At 49.9% G+C, this 17,700-nt stretch carries 17 protein-coding genes, 1 tRNA gene and 2 pseudogenes; 11 read left to right on the top strand and 9 right to left on the bottom strand.

Annotated elements, in window-relative coordinates; all coding sequences use genetic code 11:
- Window positions 1–49: 49 nt before the first annotated feature.
- The 5 genes from coaBC to B5F35_RS06175 form a co-directional block, all read right to left on the bottom strand.
- Window positions 50–1,252: a bifunctional phosphopantothenoylcysteine decarboxylase/phosphopantothenate--cysteine ligase CoaBC gene (gene coaBC / locus B5F35_RS06195; RefSeq protein ID WP_087239104.1), complete on the bottom strand. Its 1,203-nt coding sequence runs from the start codon at window positions 1,250–1,252 to the stop codon at window positions 50–52.
- 138 nt (window positions 1,253–1,390) lie between these two features.
- Window positions 1,391–2,419, bottom strand: a complete 1,029-nt coding sequence (locus B5F35_RS06190; RefSeq protein WP_087239102.1) for a hypothetical protein — start codon at window positions 2,417–2,419, stop codon at window positions 1,391–1,393.
- Between the two features lie 64 nt (window positions 2,420–2,483).
- Complete coding sequence (locus tag B5F35_RS06185; RefSeq protein WP_087239100.1) at window positions 2,484–4,376, bottom strand: ABC transporter ATP-binding protein; 1,893 nt, start codon at window positions 4,374–4,376, stop codon at window positions 2,484–2,486.
- Window positions 4,373–6,604 (bottom strand): ABC transporter ATP-binding protein, encoded by a 2,232-nt coding sequence (locus B5F35_RS06180; RefSeq protein ID WP_087239098.1) that lies wholly within the window; start codon window positions 6,602–6,604, stop codon window positions 4,373–4,375. Before B5F35_RS06180 ends, B5F35_RS06185 begins: the two co-directional genes overlap by 4 nt.
- Complete coding sequence (locus tag B5F35_RS06175; protein ID WP_162611347.1) at window positions 6,601–7,095, bottom strand: MarR family winged helix-turn-helix transcriptional regulator; 495 nt, start codon at window positions 7,093–7,095, stop codon at window positions 6,601–6,603. The genes B5F35_RS06180 and B5F35_RS06175 overlap by 4 nt, the downstream gene beginning before the upstream one ends.
- Before the next feature lie 628 nt (window positions 7,096–7,723).
- Here B5F35_RS06175 and B5F35_RS06170 point away from each other — a divergent pair.
- From B5F35_RS06170 to lexA, 7 genes and pseudogenes are all read left to right on the top strand, one after another.
- A complete protein-coding gene (locus tag B5F35_RS06170; RefSeq protein WP_087239095.1) occupies window positions 7,724–8,662 on the top strand; it encodes an ABC transporter permease in 939 nt (312 codons plus the stop codon).
- Window positions 8,663–8,710: 48 nt separating this feature from the next.
- Complete coding sequence (locus B5F35_RS06165) at window positions 8,711–9,592, top strand: carbohydrate ABC transporter permease (RefSeq protein WP_087239093.1); 882 nt, start codon at window positions 8,711–8,713, stop codon at window positions 9,590–9,592.
- Between the two features lie 78 nt (window positions 9,593–9,670).
- A complete protein-coding gene (locus tag B5F35_RS06160) occupies window positions 9,671–9,982 on the top strand; it encodes a hypothetical protein (protein ID WP_087239091.1) in 312 nt (103 codons plus the stop codon).
- Window positions 9,983–10,003: 21 nt separating this feature from the next.
- Window positions 10,004–11,485 (top strand): type 2 periplasmic-binding domain-containing protein, encoded by a 1,482-nt coding sequence (locus tag B5F35_RS06155; protein ID WP_087239089.1) that lies wholly within the window; start codon window positions 10,004–10,006, stop codon window positions 11,483–11,485.
- Between the two features lie 172 nt (window positions 11,486–11,657).
- A pseudogene (locus B5F35_RS19165) lies at window positions 11,658–11,915 on the top strand (cupin domain-containing protein); the annotation flags it as partial.
- Window positions 11,916–12,197: 282 nt separating this feature from the next.
- Window positions 12,198–12,611 (top strand): helix-turn-helix domain-containing protein, encoded by a 414-nt coding sequence (locus tag B5F35_RS19160; RefSeq protein WP_242969421.1) that lies wholly within the window; start codon window positions 12,198–12,200, stop codon window positions 12,609–12,611.
- 333 nt (window positions 12,612–12,944) lie between these two features.
- Complete coding sequence (lexA, locus tag B5F35_RS06145) at window positions 12,945–13,526, top strand: transcriptional repressor LexA (RefSeq protein WP_087239085.1); 582 nt, start codon at window positions 12,945–12,947, stop codon at window positions 13,524–13,526.
- Window positions 13,527–13,570: 44 nt separating this feature from the next.
- On the opposite strand, the gene B5F35_RS06140 is transcribed toward lexA, so the two are convergent.
- The gene (locus tag B5F35_RS06140; RefSeq protein WP_087239083.1) at window positions 13,571–13,783 is read right to left on the bottom strand and encodes a hypothetical protein; all 213 of its coding nucleotides are present in this window, start codon (window positions 13,781–13,783) and stop codon (window positions 13,571–13,573) included.
- 144 nt (window positions 13,784–13,927) lie between these two features.
- Between B5F35_RS06140 and B5F35_RS06135 the strand changes: the two genes are divergently transcribed.
- The 4 genes from B5F35_RS06135 to B5F35_RS19430 all read left to right on the top strand — a co-directional run bounded on the left by B5F35_RS06135 (window position 13,928) and on the right by B5F35_RS19430 (window position 15,643).
- Complete coding sequence (locus B5F35_RS06135; protein ID WP_162611346.1) at window positions 13,928–14,275, top strand: helix-turn-helix domain-containing protein; 348 nt, start codon at window positions 13,928–13,930, stop codon at window positions 14,273–14,275.
- Between the two features lies 1 nt (window position 14,276).
- Entirely contained in the window at window positions 14,277–14,705 is a 429-nt protein-coding gene (locus B5F35_RS06130) for an ImmA/IrrE family metallo-endopeptidase (RefSeq protein WP_087239080.1), read from the top strand.
- Window positions 14,706–15,033: 328 nt separating this feature from the next.
- A tRNA-Gly gene (locus B5F35_RS06125) sits at window positions 15,034–15,107 on the top strand.
- Between the two features lie 431 nt (window positions 15,108–15,538).
- Window positions 15,539–15,643, top strand: a complete 105-nt coding sequence (locus tag B5F35_RS19430; protein WP_087239076.1) for a M23 family metallopeptidase — start codon at window positions 15,539–15,541, stop codon at window positions 15,641–15,643.
- A gap of 49 nt (window positions 15,644–15,692) precedes the next feature.
- Here B5F35_RS19430 and B5F35_RS06110 read toward each other — a convergent pair whose 3' ends face one another.
- The 3 genes and pseudogenes from B5F35_RS06110 to B5F35_RS18410 form a co-directional block, all read right to left on the bottom strand.
- Window positions 15,693–16,736, bottom strand: a complete 1,044-nt coding sequence (locus tag B5F35_RS06110) for an ABC transporter ATP-binding protein (protein ID WP_087239074.1) — start codon at window positions 16,734–16,736, stop codon at window positions 15,693–15,695.
- A gap of 141 nt (window positions 16,737–16,877) precedes the next feature.
- Window positions 16,878–17,393: an ABC transporter transmembrane domain-containing protein gene (locus B5F35_RS19580; protein ID WP_140401163.1), complete on the bottom strand. Its 516-nt coding sequence runs from the start codon at window positions 17,391–17,393 to the stop codon at window positions 16,878–16,880.
- A gap of 66 nt (window positions 17,394–17,459) precedes the next feature.
- Window positions 17,460–17,594: pseudogene (locus B5F35_RS18410) on the bottom strand (ParB/RepB/Spo0J family partition protein); the annotation flags it as partial.
- Window positions 17,595–17,700: the final 106 nt, after the last annotated feature.

Below are 17,700 nucleotides of genomic sequence, written 5' to 3'. Positions count from 1 at the left end.
AGTGTGCGCCGCCGCTTCGCGATTATACCTGATGCAAAGCGCGCATTTTTCAATTTTTCTTTCCGCGTTCCCGCAGAATCGCCGTCAGCAGGCGATCAGCCGTCTCCTCCTTGGAGAGCAGCGGCAGCTCCTCCTCGCTGTCCTTTGTGATGATGGTAATCACATTGGTGGCAGTGCCAAAGCCCGCGCCGGGAACCTTGAGATTGTTGGCGGCGATCATATCCACCTTTTTCTTCTCCAGCTTCTTTCTCGAGTTTTCCAGCATATTCTGCGTCTCCATGGAGAAACCGCAGAGGAACTGCCCCTCCGGGCGGTGCTCCCCAAGATACTGCAAAATATCCTGCGTGCGCGACAACGGGATAGAAAGCTCGCCGTCGCCCTTTTTCACCTTGTCCTCATAGACCTGCGACGGGCGGTAATCCGCGACGGCGGCAGCCTTGATGATGATATCCTGCTCCGCCTGGCGGCTCGTTACTTCGCGGAACATATCGGCGGCGCTCACCACGTTGACCGTCTCGGCAAAGCGCGGCTTTTCCAGCGCCGTCGGTCCGCTCACCAGCGTGACGGACGCGCCGCGCCGGGACGCCACCCGGGCAATGGCATAGCCCATCGAGCCGGTGGAATGGTTGGTAATATAGCGCACCGGATCGATGGATTCCTGTGTCGGCCCGGCTGTGACCAGCAGCCGCAGGCCGCTGAGATCCTTTTCATACTCGATGGCCTGCCGCGCGTAATCGAGGATCACATCCGGCTCCGGCAGCTTGCCCGCGCCGACGTCCCCGCATGCCAGACGGCCCGCGTCCGGCTCCGCGACGACATAGCCGTACTTGCGCAGTGTCTCCAGATTGTCCTGTGTGACGGGAGCCTCATACATTCTGGTATTCATCGCGGGAAAAACGATTTTCGGACACCGGCAGGCCAGCACCGTCGTGGTGAGCATATCGTCCGCAATGCCGTGCGCCAGCTTTGCCAAAACGTTCGCCGTCGCCGGAGCAATCAGGCACAAATCCGCCTTTTTAGCCAGAGAAACGTGCTCAACATGGAACTCAAAATTCCGATCAAAGGTATCAACGGGACACTTGTTGCCCGTCAGTGTTTCAAACGTAATGGGATTGATGAAATTGACAGCGTGCGGCGTCATAATCACATGCACGTCACAGCCCATTTTGGTCAGGCCGCTGGCCACATACGCCGCCTTATACGCCGCGATGCCGCCGCTGACCCCAAGGAGTACCGTTTTTCCCTTCATCATATTCGGATGGACCTTCCTTTCCCCGCCCCATCGGGGGCTTTCTCGTCTCAGTATAGCAGATCCTTTTCCGTTTGTCTCCGGTTTTTCTTACAAAAACGCCGGTTTCCCCAAATCCGGGAAACCGGCGCACGGTCTCTGTCAGTCCTCAAACAGTATTTCGGCCAGACGTTCCTGCTGCCCCGCGAGCGTCCCGGCACTGAAAACGGGAAGCTTTGCCCGCTGGAAGGCTTCCAGCGCACGCTGGGCCGAGGAAAGCTGAGCTGTGGCCCGACGCACAATCGCGCGGTACCGTTCTGTCACGTCCGCCAGCTCAGCGGCATATTTTTCGTCCGTCCCCTGGCGCACAGCGGCACGGTAGATATCAATGGTTTCATCCCCCTCGCGCTCAGGGAAATACTCGTGCGGAGCGGTGCTGTCAAAGACGCAGAAGGAAAGCTCCCGCACCAGAACCATGTCGCAGCTTCCGGGATCGAGCGAGCAGCGGTACATCTCCACGGCAAAGCCCTGCTCCTTCGCCGCCGCGGCAATCCGCTTGAGAAAGGTGGATTTGCCTGTGCCCGGTCTGCCCTTGAGGAAATAGCGCTTTTGCAGGTTTGCCGTCAGGCTTGGGATGTGATCGACTGAACCAAAGGCGGCAGCAGCGCCGAAAAAGCGCTCCACCATGCTTCCGCCGCCGGGATATACGGACCGTTTTCCTCCCAGCAGCCGTTCGCAGGTTTCCGAAGCCAGATTGTCCGCCGCGGCAAAATCCAGGTTCTCAATATAATATTTCTCCCATTCGTCATGGACTACCCGGGCTTCGCCAAAGAGCTCCCACGCCGCCTTCAGGCAGTTTCGGGCCTCGCTCAGCGTTTCGTCCTCCAGCGCGGAAAGAGCGGAGAAAGCGCCCGGTCTCCAGGTCTGCCGGTTGATCACGCCCGCCGAAAGCTCAGGCAGGATCAAGCCCATGGGACGGTTGGTGAGACAGTGGTGGATCACCTCCACGCGCCGCCCCTCCTCCTGTGCACGGGCGGACAGATAAAACAGCAATCGTTCCGCTGTTTCATCCGGAAAATCGCTGAGCTCCACGACCCGGGAAAGGCCCCCGAAGCTTTGATCGTACAGGTCCACATAACCTGCGGAGCTGTTGGCGTCAACAAAATAGTGGATGGTATCGTTTCGTTCCATCCTCATTCCCCCTCCTGTCAAGATAGGTTCAGGCCGATCTCAATATATGGCGCGCAGAGGCCCGTTATGCCGGAAGGGAGGACGGACGCTCAAACTGGCTGTTATACAGATTGGCATAAAATCCGCCGCGCTCCAGCAGCTCCTCGTGCGTGCCCTGCTCCACAATGTCGCCATCCTTCATGCACAAAATACAGTCGGCGTCGCGGATCGTGGAAAGCCGGTGCGCAATCACGAAGCTGGTGCGTCCCTTCATAAGCTGGTCCATCGCCTTTTGAATCAGAATCTCGGTGCGGGTATCCACGCTCGAGGTCGCTTCGTCAAGAATCAGGATTTTCGGATCGGACAGAATGGCGCGCGCGATGGTCAGCAGCTGTTTCTGGCCCTGCGAGACGTTGCTGCTCTCCTCATTGAGCACCATATCGTAGCCGCCCGGCAGCGTACGGATAAAGTGATCCGCCTGTGCCGCTTTCGCTGCTGCCTCCACCTCCTCATCCGTGGCGTCCAGCCTGCCGTACCGGATATTTTCCCGGATGGTCCCATTATACAGCCACGTTTCCTGGAGCACCATGCCGAATTGTGAGCGCAGTTCGTTGCGGGTGAAATTGCGCACGTCATAGCCATCGATCAGAATAGCGCCATCGTTGACATCGTAGAAACGCATCAGCAGCTTGACCATGGTAGTCTTGCCCGCTCCCGTGGGGCCGACAATAGCCACCTTCTGGCCGGGCTTAATGTTCGCGCTGAAATCGTGGATGATGATTTTATCCGGATGATAACCAAAATGGACATGAGCAAACTGCACGGATCCCTTCACATGAATATTGGTATCGGTGTCCGGCACACTGTCGTCCTCGTTGACATGAACCACGGGCCGATCCGGCTCCTCCTCCGGTGCGTCCAGAAACTCAAACACGCGCTCTGCCGCTGCCGTTGTCTGCTGAAGGATGTTGCTGATATTTGCAATCTGTAAAATCGGCTGGGTGAACTGGCGCATATATTGAATGAACGCCTGAATGTCACCGACTGTCATGACGCCCGAGGAGGCGTACCAGCCGCCAAGGATGCACACAGCCACATAACCGAGATTTCCCACAAAGTTCATGACCGGCTGCATCAGGCCGGAGAGGAACTGTGATTTCCATGCCGACTCATACAGCTTGTCATTGCACTCGTCAAAGCGGTGCAGGCTGTCCTCCTCACCATTGAACGCTTTCATCACTACGTGGCCGCCGTACATTTCCTCCACATGGCCGTTGACATGGCCAAGAAACTCCTGCTGCTGCTTGAAATGCTTCTGGGAGCGGCGGACAATCATGGCGATAAATCCGCTCGACACCGGGAGAATACAGAGGGCTACCAATGTCAGCTGCCAGCTGATGGAGAACATCATGACCAGAATTCCCACCAGCATGGTGACGGAGGTGATAATCTGTGTGATGCTCTGGTTCAGCGTCTGGTTCAGCGTATCGACATCGTTCGTCACACGGGAAAGCACCTCGCCATGACTGACGGAATCAAAGTACGACAGGGGCATGCGGTTGATTTTGCTCATGATCTCCCCGCGCAGCCCATACGTGACCTTCATGGAAACGCCCGTCATGATCCATCCCTGCAAATAGGAGAACGCGGCGCTTATCACATACAGCCCCAGCAGAAAAAGAAGGATCTGCCCAATACGGCCGAAATCAATCCCGTCCGAAGTCCCGGCAATCTTGCCCATGATCCCCTCAAACAGTTCTGTGGTAGCCTGCCCCAGAATCTTCGGACCCAGAATGGAAAAGATGGTGGAAGCCACGGCGAAAACGAGAACAAGAAGGAAGCGCACCCGGTAACGTGCGAGATACCGCACCAGCTTGCCGAAGCTGCCCCGGAAATCCTTCGCTTTCTCCACAGGATGAGCGGCGCCGGGACCTCCCGGGCCGTGACCGAGACCGGGTCTGTTTGTCTTTTGACTCATTGCAACTCCTCCTCTGAAAGCTGGGATACGGCAATCTCGCGGTAAGTCGGGCAGGAAGCCAGCAGCTCCTTGTGCGTTCCCTTGCCCACAATCCGTCCGCCGTCCAGCACGATGATCTGCTCCGCGTTCATGATGGTGCTCACACGCTGCGCCACCAGCAGAACAGCGGCATCCTTTGTATATTCGCGCAGAGCGCGGCGCAAAGCAGCGTCTGTTTTGAAATCAAGAGCGGAAAAGCTGTCGTCAAAGACATAAACCGGCGCTTTTTTGGTCAAAGCGCGGCCAATGGCAAGACGCTGCTTCTGTCCGCCGGAGACATTTCCTCCCCCCTGCGCAATCGGTTCGTCAAAGCCCTGCGGCTTTTCCTCGATAAACTCGGAAGCCTGCGCCACGCTCGCGGCCCGACGGACGTCCTCGTCTGTGGCTTTGGGAGAGCCATAGGCCAGATTGGAGCGGATCGTACCGGAAAAAAGGTTCCCCTTCTGGGGGACAAACCCAATCCGTTCCCGCAGATCCTTCTGCGTGACCTCACGGACATCCAGCCCGCCGACAAGCACCTGTCCTTCGGTTGCATCATAAAAACGCGGCACCAGGTTGACCAGTGTACTTTTTCCGCTTCCTGTCGCGCCGATAAAGGCCGTCGTCTCGCCCGGCTTCGCTGTGAACGTGATATCGTGCAGCGTATCCTCCTGCGCGCCGTCGTAGCGGAAGGAAACATGGCGGAATTCCACTCCGCCCGTCTGCGGCCCAAAGCGTTTCGGCGAAACCGGATCCTGCACGGAGGGAACCGTCTCGAGCACCTCCGCTACGCGGTCGCCCGCAACGGCGGCACGCGGCACCATGATAAACATCATGGAAATCATCAGGAAGCTCATGATCACCTGCATCGCATACTGCATAAAGGCCATCATATCGCCCACCTGCATGGCGGCAGCTTCGATCTGATGCGCGCCGACCCACACGATCACCAGGTTGATGGCGTTCATGCAGAACATCATGGCCGGCATGAGGAATACCATCACACGGTTGACAAACAGGTTAACGCTTGTCAAATCGCGGTTAGATTTGTCAAAGCGCTTTTCCTCCTGCTCCTGCGTACCAAAAGCGCGGATGACCATCATACCGCTGAGGTTTTCGCGGGTCACCAGATTCAGGCGATCGATCAGCTTCTGCACGATTTGGAACTTCGGCCGGGAGATCGAAAACACCACAGCGATGATGCCAATCAGAAAAAGCGCGCCCACCACAATGATTCCACTCATAGAGACGCTCTTCTGCAGCGCCATGGCCGAACCGCCAATCGCCATAATGGGCGCATAGCAGATCAGCCGCAGGCCCATGACGATCAGCATCTGCACCTGGGTGATGTCGTTTGTGGTGCGGGTGATGAGGGAAGCCGTGGAATAGCGGTCAAATTCCGCGCTGCCGAAGCTCTCCACCGTCGCAAACACATCGCGGCGCATGGAACGGGCCACGCCCGCCGCAATCCGCGAAGCGTTGAATCCGACCAGGATGGTGCAGGCAGCACCCGCCAGCGTAACCAGAAGCATTTGCAGGCCGACACGCAGAATATACCCGCTGCGCATACCATCCGTGTCCACACCAAGCTCCTCATAAAAGGGGCGGATCAGCGCTGTAGCAATCTGCTCCCGCATCGAAGAATCCAGCGCCTGCGCATAGCTGCGCGTCTCCTCCATGGTTTCCTGCGGAAGCTGCTCAAACAGGGGCTGCATGCTGTAAAGAGCCTGCACATCCATCTGCGTTTCGCCGGTCTGTGCGTCCTGTGCTTCCCCGCCCGACGGCTCCGAACCGGTTCCGGCCTGTTCCATCATGAGTTCGGCACTCTTTGTCATAGCCGCCGCGGCCTTTCCGAACAGCTCCTGCGCTTCAGTCTCACCGCCTTCCCGCAGCACACAGATATCCTCCTGTGCCGCAGCGGGGTAGGAATCCGTCAGAATGCTGTCGCTTCCCGCGGCGACGGTTTCATAGCATCCTTCCAGACGTGCGGCGTCCTCGCCGCTCAAAAACACTTCCAGAAACGACAGGCCCTGACGGCTGATGGCTTTGGGTGCGCTTTCCTCCACGCCTCCCTGCTGGATACCGACGTTTACGATATCCGACATCAGGTTCGGCAGCGTCAGATCGCACACCGTCTGCCCGAACAAAAGCGCGACACAGAGCACAATCAGGCCCAGATAGGGGCGCAGATACTTGGCAAGCTTTTTCACGGTTGTCTCTCCTTCTTTGCAGTCCACTCATTCCGGCGTTCCCCGGCATCCTCCTCCCAAAGCGCGTCAAGCGCCTCGGAAAGCTGTTCCATCAGCGTGATAAGCTGTTCCATATTTTCCGCTCCCAGCTTGTTTTCCAGCCGGTTGAGAAAATTCCGGGCCTTTTCCAGCGCTGTCTCGATCGCCTCGTCCCCTTCCTTCGTCAGAGAAACCTTGACACTCCGGCGATCGCCCGGGTCGGTGCTGCGTACGACGAATCCCTTGGCCTCCAGCACTCCCAGGCTCTGCGAAACCGCCGGAAGGCTGGTATGGGTGCAGTGATGCAAATCTCCGATCCGCATCGAATCCTCCCCCTGCCGGTGCAGATGCTCCCGCATATGGTACAGAAGAAAGAATTCATTCTGTGATAAGCCCGGTGTTCGCAGTACCGGGCGGTTTTTTTTCAGGCTGCGCAGCACTTCCAGCAGCCGCTTTTTTTGCTCCTGTTGCAACAGACTCCCTCTTTTCCAGACTGTCATGGGAAAAACATACTGGCAGTTTTCCCCACAGACAGGCTTTTATTTTATTTAGTAACTTAATAATTATACTACGAAACAATTATGACACGGATCTAACTAAAATTTGAAGGATTTTTGAACGCAATTTTCTTCCTCTTTTTGGAAATTAAAATTTTTATGTGTTTATTTTGCAGAAAGAAAGAGTTTGAAATACCACTATGTGCGTTTCTGTTTTGTTCAAAAAGTTTTCTTTTGTACATTCTCCACCTTTATGGTTGAAATTGCACATGTTAGGTTGCGAAATGTGGATGAAAGAGCACACAAAATATATCATAATGTAGATAGCATTATGCACAAAACATATTGTAAAACAGCACAAGTTAGCAAAGAAATGCATAGTTTTTTTGAAAAAATCAAGAACAGTTTGTGAAAACGCAGAAAAAACCAAAAAAAACCGTGCTGAAAACGCGACAAACTCACATCTGTTTCTTCCTGTAAAAATTCACAATTCCGAATCTTACAAATCGAAGGAAGAAACGGAAAAAGGCACCGCATTTCTTTGTCTGTGAAAATACAGCAAATTGTGCCAGCACACATTCATCAAGAAAGGGGTCGATCACACATGGGAGAAAACACTGTGACAAGAAAGGCGGGACGGCTCTCGGGGCGACGGCAGAAGCAAATCAAGCTTGTCCTTTTTCTTCTTCCGTTTATGGCCATGGTAGCCATTTTCAGCTATGTGCCGCTGTTCGGGTGGAGTTACGCTTTCGTCGATTACTCTCCCGGCCTGCAGATTTGGGAATGCGATTTCGTTGGGCTCAAATATTTTGAGCGTATTTTTACAAACTCCAAAGATTTCATCAAGGTCATGCGGAATACGCTGGCCATCTCCTCTCTGAACATCTGCTTTTCCGTACTTCCTGCTATTTTTGCGATTGCGATTTCACAGGTAAAATACAAGAAATTTGCGAAGATTGTACAAACCTGCACATCAATTCCCAATTTCATCTCCTGGGTTCTTGTGTATTCCATTGTATTCATGCTGCTTTCCTCGGAAAACAGCGCGCTGAACAACATTCTCATGGGGCTGGGTGTGATCAGCGATCCGGTCAATCCGCTGACCAACGCGGACCATGCCTGGGCGGTTCAGGTATCCATCAACATCTGGAAAACTCTCGGCTACAACGCCATCATCTATCTGTCCGCCATCACCTCAATCGATCAGGAGCTGTATCAGGCGGCCGATGTCGACGGTGCGAACAACTGGCAGAAAATCCTGCACGTTACTATCCCCGGCCTGCTGTCCACATTCTTTGTTCTCCTGCTGCTGGCGATCTCCAACATGCTCTCCAACGGCTTCGATCAGTTCTGGCTGCTGGGCACCGGCATGACATGGGACAAGTTGGAAGTCTTTGATACCTATGTGTACCGCATGGGTATTCGGAACATGGAATATTCCCTTGCCACCGCGATGGGCATTTTCAAGTCGGTGGTCAGCATTCTGCTTTTGTCCTTTGCCAACTTTGCCTCCAAAAAACTCAGAGGCAACTCCATTTTCTAAAGCCGGCATCGGACATTATTTGAGATTACCACGAAAGGATTTGAATGTATGGAGAACAAAAAGAAGCTGACCGTCCCCGGCGCAATCAATATTTTCATCCTGGTTCTGTTCACCTTCCTGTGTCTGTACCCAATGTGGTACATCTTTATCAACTCCTGGTCATCCCCCGCGGCAGTCAACCGCGGCGTGTACTTTATCCCGCTGGAATTCACCACCGAAGCTTATACAAATCTGGTCCAGATTCCGGGGCTGACATCAAGCATCTTCGTCTCCTTTGCCAGAACGATTTTCGGCACCATTCTCACGGTGCTCTGCTCCAGCTTCACGGCCTATCTGCTCGCGGATAAATTTCTGCCAGCAAAAAAATTCCTGTACCGTTTCTTTATTATTACCATGTATGTCAACGCGGGATTCATTCCTTATTATCTGACGATCAGCGCATTGAACCTGAGAAACAATTTTCTCGTTTACATCCTGCCCACCGCCGTACAGGCCTATTTCATCATTCTGATTAAAACATACATCGAATCCATTCCCGGTGAAATGATCGAATCGGCAGAAATTGACGGTGCGGGGATCTTCCGCATCTATGCGCAGATTATCATGCCCTTGTCCAAACCTATCCTGGCATGCATCGTGGTATTTACCGCTGTAAACCAGTGGAACACCTGGTCGGATGACATGTTCTTCATGCAGGGACGCGGCGCGGCAAATCTGCACTGCCTGCAATATCTCCTGTACCAAAACCTGCAATCCAACGTGGTCACCTCTGTGGGAGCCGGCGCGGCGGCTGGCGCGGCTGTCAAGGTCAGCTCCATGACGCTCCGCATGGCCATGAGCTTTGTCACGATTTTCCCGATTCTGTGCGTCTATCCCTTTATGCAGCGTTACTTTACCAAGGGCATCATGCTCGGTGCGGTGAAGGGCTGAAAGCGTGTGACTGTGTTCTTACTATTCATTTCCGGCAGGGAATGAAATTTCATAGTAGGAAAATAAGAAGGAGAACATATGAAAAAGAAGTTTGTACTTAAAATGATTGCTGCTGCGCTTGCTGTTTCGATGGTTGGCGGCATGACTGCCTGCAGCTCTTCCGAAGGAACTTCCTCCGCACCGTCGGGAGACGGTTCCACCGCCTCTGACGCTTCCGCCGGAGAAAACGGCGGCGAAGAATCCAAATTTGCGGAGCGTGTGGCTCTTGACGTTGTGGCGTTTGTCGGCAGCGGTGAAGCCGACGGCCTGAGAAGCGATCCGGTGTCCAAATATGTGGAGGATTCCCTGAACATTGATCTGTATCTGACCGCTCTGACCGAGGCGGACTGACCGACACAGCTGGCCGCCCTGATGGCGAGCGGCGATCTGCCCGATATTTTCATGCTGTCCGATCCGACCAAGCAGCTCCCGATGCTGATTCAGTCCAATTCCGCGCTGAATCTGGAGCCTTATCTGGAGGAATACGCCCCCAACACCGTCAACGATCCCGCCGGCGCTCTGATGATCGAGGCGCAGCGTCTGCCCGCGAACAGTCCGGACGGCAACATGTATCTGTGGGGCATGTGCAAAGGCTCCTGGGATGACGGCACGGTACCGACCTGCGGCCACTACATCCGCTGGGATCTGTATAAGGAAGCCGGTTATCCGAAGCTGGAAAGCTATGACGAGGACCTGCTGGATGTTCTCGAGCAGCTTGTGGCTCTCGAGCCGGAGACCGAGGATGGTCTGAAAACATATGGCCTTGGCGCATGGTTTGGCGCCGGACAGGGCTGGGGCGAATGGGTATTTACCTTTGGCCTTGGGCCGCAGGAAGGCGTCAACCTGATCGAAACCACAGGCCGTGTGCTCGGCGTTTCCACGGTGGACTCCACCCCGCTGGAAAACAACCAGCTCACCGACCCGGAGGGGATTTTCTGGAGAGCGGTCCGCTTCTACAACAAAGCCAACCAGAGAGGCCTGCTCGATCCCGACTCCTTTACCATGACCTCCGATATCTATGAGGAAAATCTCAAGGCCGGCAAATACATGTTCAATGTACCCGGCTGGATGTCCACCAGCGCCAATACAGAATTCAACAAAACCGAGGGCAACCAGAAAACTTTCATCTCCCTGCCCAGCCTGAGCGGCGACGCGGAGGATCGCTTCGGCAACATGTACCGCAGTGAGCGTCAGTATGTTGTCAACGCGCAGACGGAATATCCGGAGAGATGTGTCGCCCTGCTCGATTTCGTTTCCACTTATGAATTCTCCCGCATCGCCTGGAACGGCCTGGAAGGCCAGTACTGGAACATGGAGGACGGTGTCCCCGTGCCGACCGACGAGTATCTGACCGTAACCAAGGACGACGCTCTGGGAGTGGAAACCGGTGTGAATGTGTTCCATCACTTCTGCGGCTTCGGCAACGGTACGATCGAGCCTTCGACTGACGTTGCGATCGATCTGTATCAGTTCTCCGACAAGGCAAACGAAGCAAAGCTGAACGATACCATGAAGGACTTCATTGCGCATTACGGCCAGGAATCCCAGGTCGATGTTTACCGCGCCGAGACTCCCACCACCGACTCCATGATGTACATCTCCTTCGGCGATCCGGAAGGCGATATCGACACGTATGTCAATGAAATCAACGCATATATGGGCACCAACGTCGTTCTGGCTGTTGCCGCTGCCTCCGATGAAGAATTCGAACAGATCCGCGATAACATGATTGCTGAGCTGCAAAACAACTATCATGTGGACGAAGTGTTTGAGTATTTCTATAACGAGGCTGTCGCTCAGGCGGAGGATGTCGCCAAGCTGGTCGAAATGAACAAAGCCATTCAGGCCGAATAAGTGCTGCCAGCCTATATTCCGTTCTGTATCCATGGAACAAAGAAGCTTGCCCGGGACACCATTTGGATGCCCCGGGCAAGCTTTCTTGCTCAATAGACTGTCATAAAAGCGATTCTGCGCTGTGAAAACAGATGTATCCAGATTCAGCCTGGGTTTAGAGAGGAGAATTTACATGTCATTCAAAAAAGGGAAGGAAATCATTGAATACAGAAATTATTATCTCCCTTCCCATTTTCCCCTTGTGTTCCTGAGTGGACCCAAATGGAAAATTTCTGATATTCCAAGCGAGCGTCTCCATTTCCATAACTGTCTTGAAATTGGGATTTGCCATTCCGGAAGCGGGACTCTGCGATTTTGCAACGGTCAGGAAATTCATTTCTTTGCGGGAGATATCACCTGTATTCCGCGTAATACGCCGCACACCACGTTTTCCGATCCCGGTACAAACAGCCGTTGGTCGTATCTCTTCTTTGATCCCCGCCAGCTGTTTATTGATCTGCTCCAGCCCAATTCTCCTCTTTTTTTCCTTCAGGAAGATGTAAAAAAGTACATCATACCTGCTCAACCTTCCACCAATATTTCCTTTTTGGCACAGGCCTCCATTCAGGAGCTTTCTCTTCCTTCGGCCAATCCTATTTTAGTCAGAAGCTATCTGTTTACCCTGTTCACAGAAATTATGCACTTCCAAAGCAAGCAGCCCGTTCCCACTGCAATGGAAAAGGAAACCCGCCGCACAGCAGGGAGCAACATTCTTCGGGTCGCCCCCGCTCTGGATTATATCGAGGACCATTACATGAATCAATTCTCCATGGAAACACTGGCAAACCTCTGCCACATCAGTTTGACGCATTTCAGACGAATTTTTCAAGAAGTGATGGGGATCAGTCCTCTGCATTATCTCAACAGTGTCCGCATCACAAAAGCCTGTGAACTCCTGACCAACACCAACCGAACCATTCTTGACATTGCCGAAGCGACCGGATTCAGTTCGCTGAGCAATTTTCACCGCCAATTCAGCCAAATGGTACACCTGACACCATCGGAATACAGAAAGCAGGTTCTCAGCGGGAATCCGGAGGGGCAGAACCCTTCCATCATCCGATATACCGGCTGGATGGAACCATAACTGCCATCCAAAGCCGCTTGAAACATGAAAAAGCCGACCCCGAAGGGCCGGCTTTTTCTTTTGCTTGAGGGTATATTGAGGAGGGTAGAACATGAATCAAAGAATGGTGCGGCTCCATTTCCTTGATTACAGCTTTATTATAGCCACATTGCTCAAAATAGTTGTTACAGCGCTGTGAATATTCTTTGAATTATTCCCTTGCATTTTAAAACAAGAACAGAGATAGTTTTTACAAACATTTGTTTGACTAGTGACAGCTTTTATGCTATACTATATACAATCCGTAAAAATCCAAGCGATAATGACATGTTCCACTTGGAAAGGGTGAAGGATATGCTTACCAAAAGCCAGCAAAAGGTTTATGATTATTTAAAAAGCAGAACAAGAGATGGTCTGCCTCCTACTGTACGGGAAATCTGTCTCGCCACAGGCCTGCGTTCCACGTCGAGTGTTCACGCGCATCTGAAAACACTGGAACGGGAGGGGTACATCATCCGCGATCCGGGGTTAAACCGTGCCATTCACATTGTGGGAGAACGAAGCGCGGTGCAGGTGCCGATTGTGGGACGCGTAGCCGCCGGACAGCCCATTCTGGCGGAACAGCACATAGAGGGATATGTTCCGTTTTCTCCTCCCCATGGATCGGGAGAAGAATATTTCGCACTGAATGTGCGTGGCGACAGCATGAAAATGGCCGGCATTCTCAACGGTGACATTGTTGTTGCCCGCCAAACTTCCACCGTGCGCGACGGGGAAATCGCAGTCGCTTTGATCGAAGATGAAGCAACCGTTAAAACCTTCTACCACGATAAGGATTGTATTCGCCTGCAGCCGGAAAATCCTGATTACCAGCCTATCTATGTTACAGACGTGACAATCCTTGGCCGCGTGGTAGCGGTTATCCGGTATTATTAAAGGGTATTTCAAAAATTGGGCGATCCATCCGGATCGCCCCGCCTTTATTTTTGTTTTTTTCCATTTTGCGGCTGCGGGATGGGATACAGCTCCGCATAGGCTTCCCCCTCCGCTTCATCATCCGGCGGCGTGGGAATCAAACCGGTGCATTCTCCGCAGGAAACCACACCGCTTAAATCGTTGAGCTCCTCCTCCGTTTCCCAGGGAACATACGCCTGTCGATCCTCAGGTACGAAATTCTTCTGTTCTTTTTTCATGATTGTTTCTCCTTTGGCGGAACATTTGCCCCGCTCTTTTGCAGTATACCCCGACACGTTCGGGATATCACAAAGAGCCCGAAACTGGAAGCGATTCACTTGAGTGATTTTATGTTTCTCATTTTTTATTTAGGAGAATTTCCCATGTTTTACGATTATTTCAGCCGTCTCTGTGCCAGAAAGGGTGTAAGTACCTCGCGGGCTGCGGAAGATATCAATCTTTCCCGGTCCACAGTCTCCAAATGGAAAAACGGATCGACGCCAAGCGGTTCCACTCTTCAGAAGCTTTCGGAATACTTTGGAATCCCGGCGGATTATCTGCTGCGTGGAGAAGAGCCTTTCACCGAAACACAGCCGGATTTGACATTTAACGATTTCACCTATGCCCTTCACAACGAGACGAAAGAGCTGTCGCCGGAAAACAAACAGCGCCTCCTTGAATTTGCCCGATTGTTTAGAGCGGAGCAGGAAAAAGAAACAAAGGAGAAATGATATGGTACAGCTTTCACAGTTGTACGGAGAACTGCGCAAACAGGATATTCATCTTTATTTGAGAGATATCGGTTTCTCGCAAGCCGCCACCATTGAGTATCAGCAAAAATACGCCATTTTCCTCGACCCTGCCTGCTTTTCAAGCCTGCGAAATATGAAAGCAGTGCTGGCGCATGAAATAGGACACTGTGCAACAGGGTGTACGCACCGCATGAGCAGTCCCATCGATTTGGTCGAGCGGCACGAGTATAAGGCTGAACGTTGGGCTATAGAATCATGCCTCCCTTTTGATAATCTTCAGCAAGCCATGCGGGAAGGGTTCCGGGAGCCATGGCAGCTTGCGGAATATTTTGAAATGCCGGAAGATTTCATTTGTCGTGCCATTGCGTATTATACCGGACCGCGTGCTCTTCATTTTAATGAAGCATAAAGCATTTTCTTAAGACATTATGTTAATTCAAGTTTTCCCCAAATTCCACAGTGCTTTTACTGTGGAAAAAAGGGAAAAGACGGGAAAAATCAGGAAATACCAAGAAAAAACGAGTGCTGCTTTGTGGAAAACCCTGTGGAAAATGTGAAAAATACGGAATGTGAATTTTTCTTTTAACTCAATTTCAGTTTTATGTCAAGAAACTGCTTTATCTTTTGGAACCACAGATAAAATCATTTCTACTTTTTCACCATTTCCTCTTGCAATTCAGAAAGAAATGTGATAATATAACAAAGCATTATAGAAGCAATAAATGGAATTATGTTTTGCGGGAGTAGTTCAATGGTAGAACATCAGCTTCCCAAGCTGAATACGGGGGTTCGATTCCCCTCTCCCGCTCCATGAAGGGACGACAAAATAGATGTCGTCCCATTTTTTTCAGGTTTCATGCGGGTTTGCGGGCATTTTGAGCCCGAATTTTCAAGTGCGCTGCACCGTAGATGTCCAAACCCTGAAATCAGATATTTTTCCCTTTGCGGAGCCTTCCGTCCGTTTTTTCGGGCAAAAAGGCTCCGCTTTTTTGCGTTTTGAGGACAATTCATCGCTGCGGAACAGGTAGAATTTCTTTGCTCTCCCCGTATCTACAATCCATGGGAAGTAAACGACCTTTAGAGAAAGACATAGCGCTTTGTGTACAACGGCAGTATTCGCACAACATATCCGGAGAGACATCGTCAGGCTGAAATTCACAGCAAAGAGCACAGCGTGAAAATGAATTCTCCAAAGCTTTCCTATGAGGAAATGGGAAACTTCAGGAGATGGTGTAGGGCGAGGTGATCGGCTATGTGGGAACCACCGGAGCCCCAACGGGCAGCCATCTGCACTTTGAGGTAAGGGGGAATGGGGAGAGTGTGGATGTGATGGAGTGGTTGTTATAGATTCCATTAACTATGTCGTAAAGATTTGATATAATTACGGTTCACTACATTACTCCTTGCTATCCTGCATATCAATGTATTTGTTAGCCTGTAATTGATACATTTCATAATAAATTGAACGATTTTTCATTAATTCCTCATGTGTACCTTGTTCAGCTACATGTCCGTTATCAATTACTATAATTTTGGACATTTTATAAGTTAATGTGAGTCTATGTGATATAACAATAAAAATTGAATCTGCTCTCTTTTCTTCCATAATTCTTTTATACAAAAGATATTCAGAACGTGGATCCAGACTACTTGTTGGTTCATCCATAGCAAGTACAGAAGCATTGCTAACATATAGACGGCATATGGCCATTTTTTGAGATTCACCACCACTCAGTTCTACTCCATCTGGATATAATTGACTTGTAATGGGTGTATCAATAGAACGTTCAAATCCATTGATTTTTTCCTTTAAATCCATTTGCTCTAATGCGTCCCATATTTTCTTTTCTTCAATTTTTCTTCCTAGTGATATATTATCTCTAATTGAAAATGCGTAAATAGCATAATCCTGGAATAAAACACAAATTGCATTTCGCAAAGATTCTGTATTATATTGTTTTATGTTTTTGTGATTTACAAATATTTCTCCTGACTGGGGATCATAAAGTCTAAGCAAGAGTTTTATAATGGTTGTTTTCCCTGCACCATTTTTACCAATAACAGCCGTTTTTTCGCCAGCAGAAATTTTAAAGGATATATTGTATAGAGCATTACTCTTACAATTTGGATACCTAAATGTTACATGGCAAAATTCGATCTCATTTATTTTGTCTAGGGTTTCTCCAGAAGTGTTTAATGTATGACTTTCTTCTGAATTAAGAAACTCTATATAGTCACGTGCATACATACTATTACTATATAATTTACTATATACATCTCCAAACTGTAAAATTGTATTTTTAAATTGACTATATGCATTTACATAAGTAAAGTACTGAGAAATGGCAATTTTTTTTAATACGACAGAAACACCGAAGTATAGTGCAACAAAACTGGATTCTAATAAATTCCATATTCCAGAAACTGATTGATAAGGCATTTTTTCTTTTATATTTGCTTTAATTAATTCAATAGTACATTTATCAAAATTGCTTTTTAAACCAAGTGCAAAAGAACTTAAATTAGAAGTTTTTACTTCTCTAAGTAAGTTGCGGAATGTAAAAAAGACGGTAAATATAATTTAATTGTTTGTTTTTTCACTTACCTTAAAATTATAGACATAGTCGCGTTTTTTTATTAGATTTGTTAATATAAGATTTAAAAAAATAGTCGCAAACATTAACAAATACATGTATAAATCCATCCATACAAGAAGGCTACTAATTAAAAGAGTATTTGTTAGCGATAAAATAAATGTAGATATAATTGAGTTCACACTATTAACAACATTACAACAATTTGCATATGCTCGATTGTATTTATCATACGATGTAGTGTTATCAAAGAAACTTAAATCCAGATTGATTGTTTTTTGCATTAATTCACTTAAAATTGAAATATGAAGGCGTTCCATTTTTACTTTGTCATACCAGGAAAATATTATATTTATTACCCATATAGATAATAGTATAATTGTGAATACGAAAATAACTTTTATTACATTAAAAATGTCATCTGACAAAACAGCGTCAATGACATACATTGGCATTAAAATTGATGTAATACTTGATACACTGCTTAGTATGGAAACGAAAATTCTTAAAAAAAGAGTAAACGATTAAATTTATAGACCTTTTTTAGAATATACCAATTATTTTTTATTAATCTGCCCCTCGTCCACCATCTGCAAAATCGGCGGGATTAACTCGGTCAGGCGGATATATCGCTGTACGGTGGTCTTTCCAATACCAAAGCCCAGCGCCACTGTTTCGTCCGTCCGCAACTTCGTCCCAACTTGGAGCTGTTGACAAAGTGGCCTCTGAAAATCAGCAATGGGAATTTGAGCAGAAAAAAAGACGCTCACTGGCGTCATTTCGTGTTCCATATCAACCGCTTCAGGTTCA

It is taken from the genome of Anaeromassilibacillus sp. An200 (genome assembly GCF_002160025.1).
Lineage (GTDB): Bacteria > Bacillota > Clostridia > Oscillospirales > Acutalibacteraceae > Caccousia > Caccousia stercoris.
The sequence above is the reverse complement of the archived record's forward strand: the minus strand, read 5'-3'. Positions and strand labels throughout refer to the sequence as shown.

Bases quoted from the DNA above. Each gene is read 5' to 3' on its own strand.
- coaBC (WP_087239104.1), bottom strand. From the start codon at position 1,252: ATGATGAAGGGAAAAACGGTACTCCTTGGGGTCAGCGGCGGCATCGCG.
- B5F35_RS06190 (WP_087239102.1), bottom strand. From the start codon at position 2,419: ATGGAACGAAACGATACCATCCACTATTTTGTTGACGCCAACAGCTCC.
- B5F35_RS06185 (WP_087239100.1), bottom strand. From the start codon at position 4,376: ATGAGTCAAAAGACAAACAGACCCGGTCTCGGTCACGGCCCGGGAGGT.
- B5F35_RS06170 (WP_087239095.1), top strand. From the start codon at position 7,724: ATGGGAGAAAACACTGTGACAAGAAAGGCGGGACGGCTCTCGGGGCGA.
- B5F35_RS06165 (WP_087239093.1), top strand. From the start codon at position 8,711: ATGGAGAACAAAAAGAAGCTGACCGTCCCCGGCGCAATCAATATTTTC.
- B5F35_RS06160 (WP_087239091.1), top strand. From the start codon at position 9,671: ATGAAAAAGAAGTTTGTACTTAAAATGATTGCTGCTGCGCTTGCTGTT.
- B5F35_RS06155 (WP_087239089.1), top strand. From the start codon at position 10,004: ATGGCGAGCGGCGATCTGCCCGATATTTTCATGCTGTCCGATCCGACC.
- B5F35_RS19160 (WP_242969421.1), top strand. From the start codon at position 12,198: ATGGAAAAGGAAACCCGCCGCACAGCAGGGAGCAACATTCTTCGGGTC.
- lexA (WP_087239085.1), top strand. From the start codon at position 12,945: ATGCTTACCAAAAGCCAGCAAAAGGTTTATGATTATTTAAAAAGCAGA.
- B5F35_RS06140 (WP_087239083.1), bottom strand. From the start codon at position 13,783: ATGAAAAAAGAACAGAAGAATTTCGTACCTGAGGATCGACAGGCGTAT.
- B5F35_RS06135 (WP_162611346.1), top strand. From the start codon at position 13,928: ATGTTTTACGATTATTTCAGCCGTCTCTGTGCCAGAAAGGGTGTAAGT.
- B5F35_RS06130 (WP_087239080.1), top strand. From the start codon at position 14,277: ATGGTACAGCTTTCACAGTTGTACGGAGAACTGCGCAAACAGGATATT.
- B5F35_RS06110 (WP_087239074.1), bottom strand. From the start codon at position 16,736: ATGCCTTATCAATCAGTTTCTGGAATATGGAATTTATTAGAATCCAGT.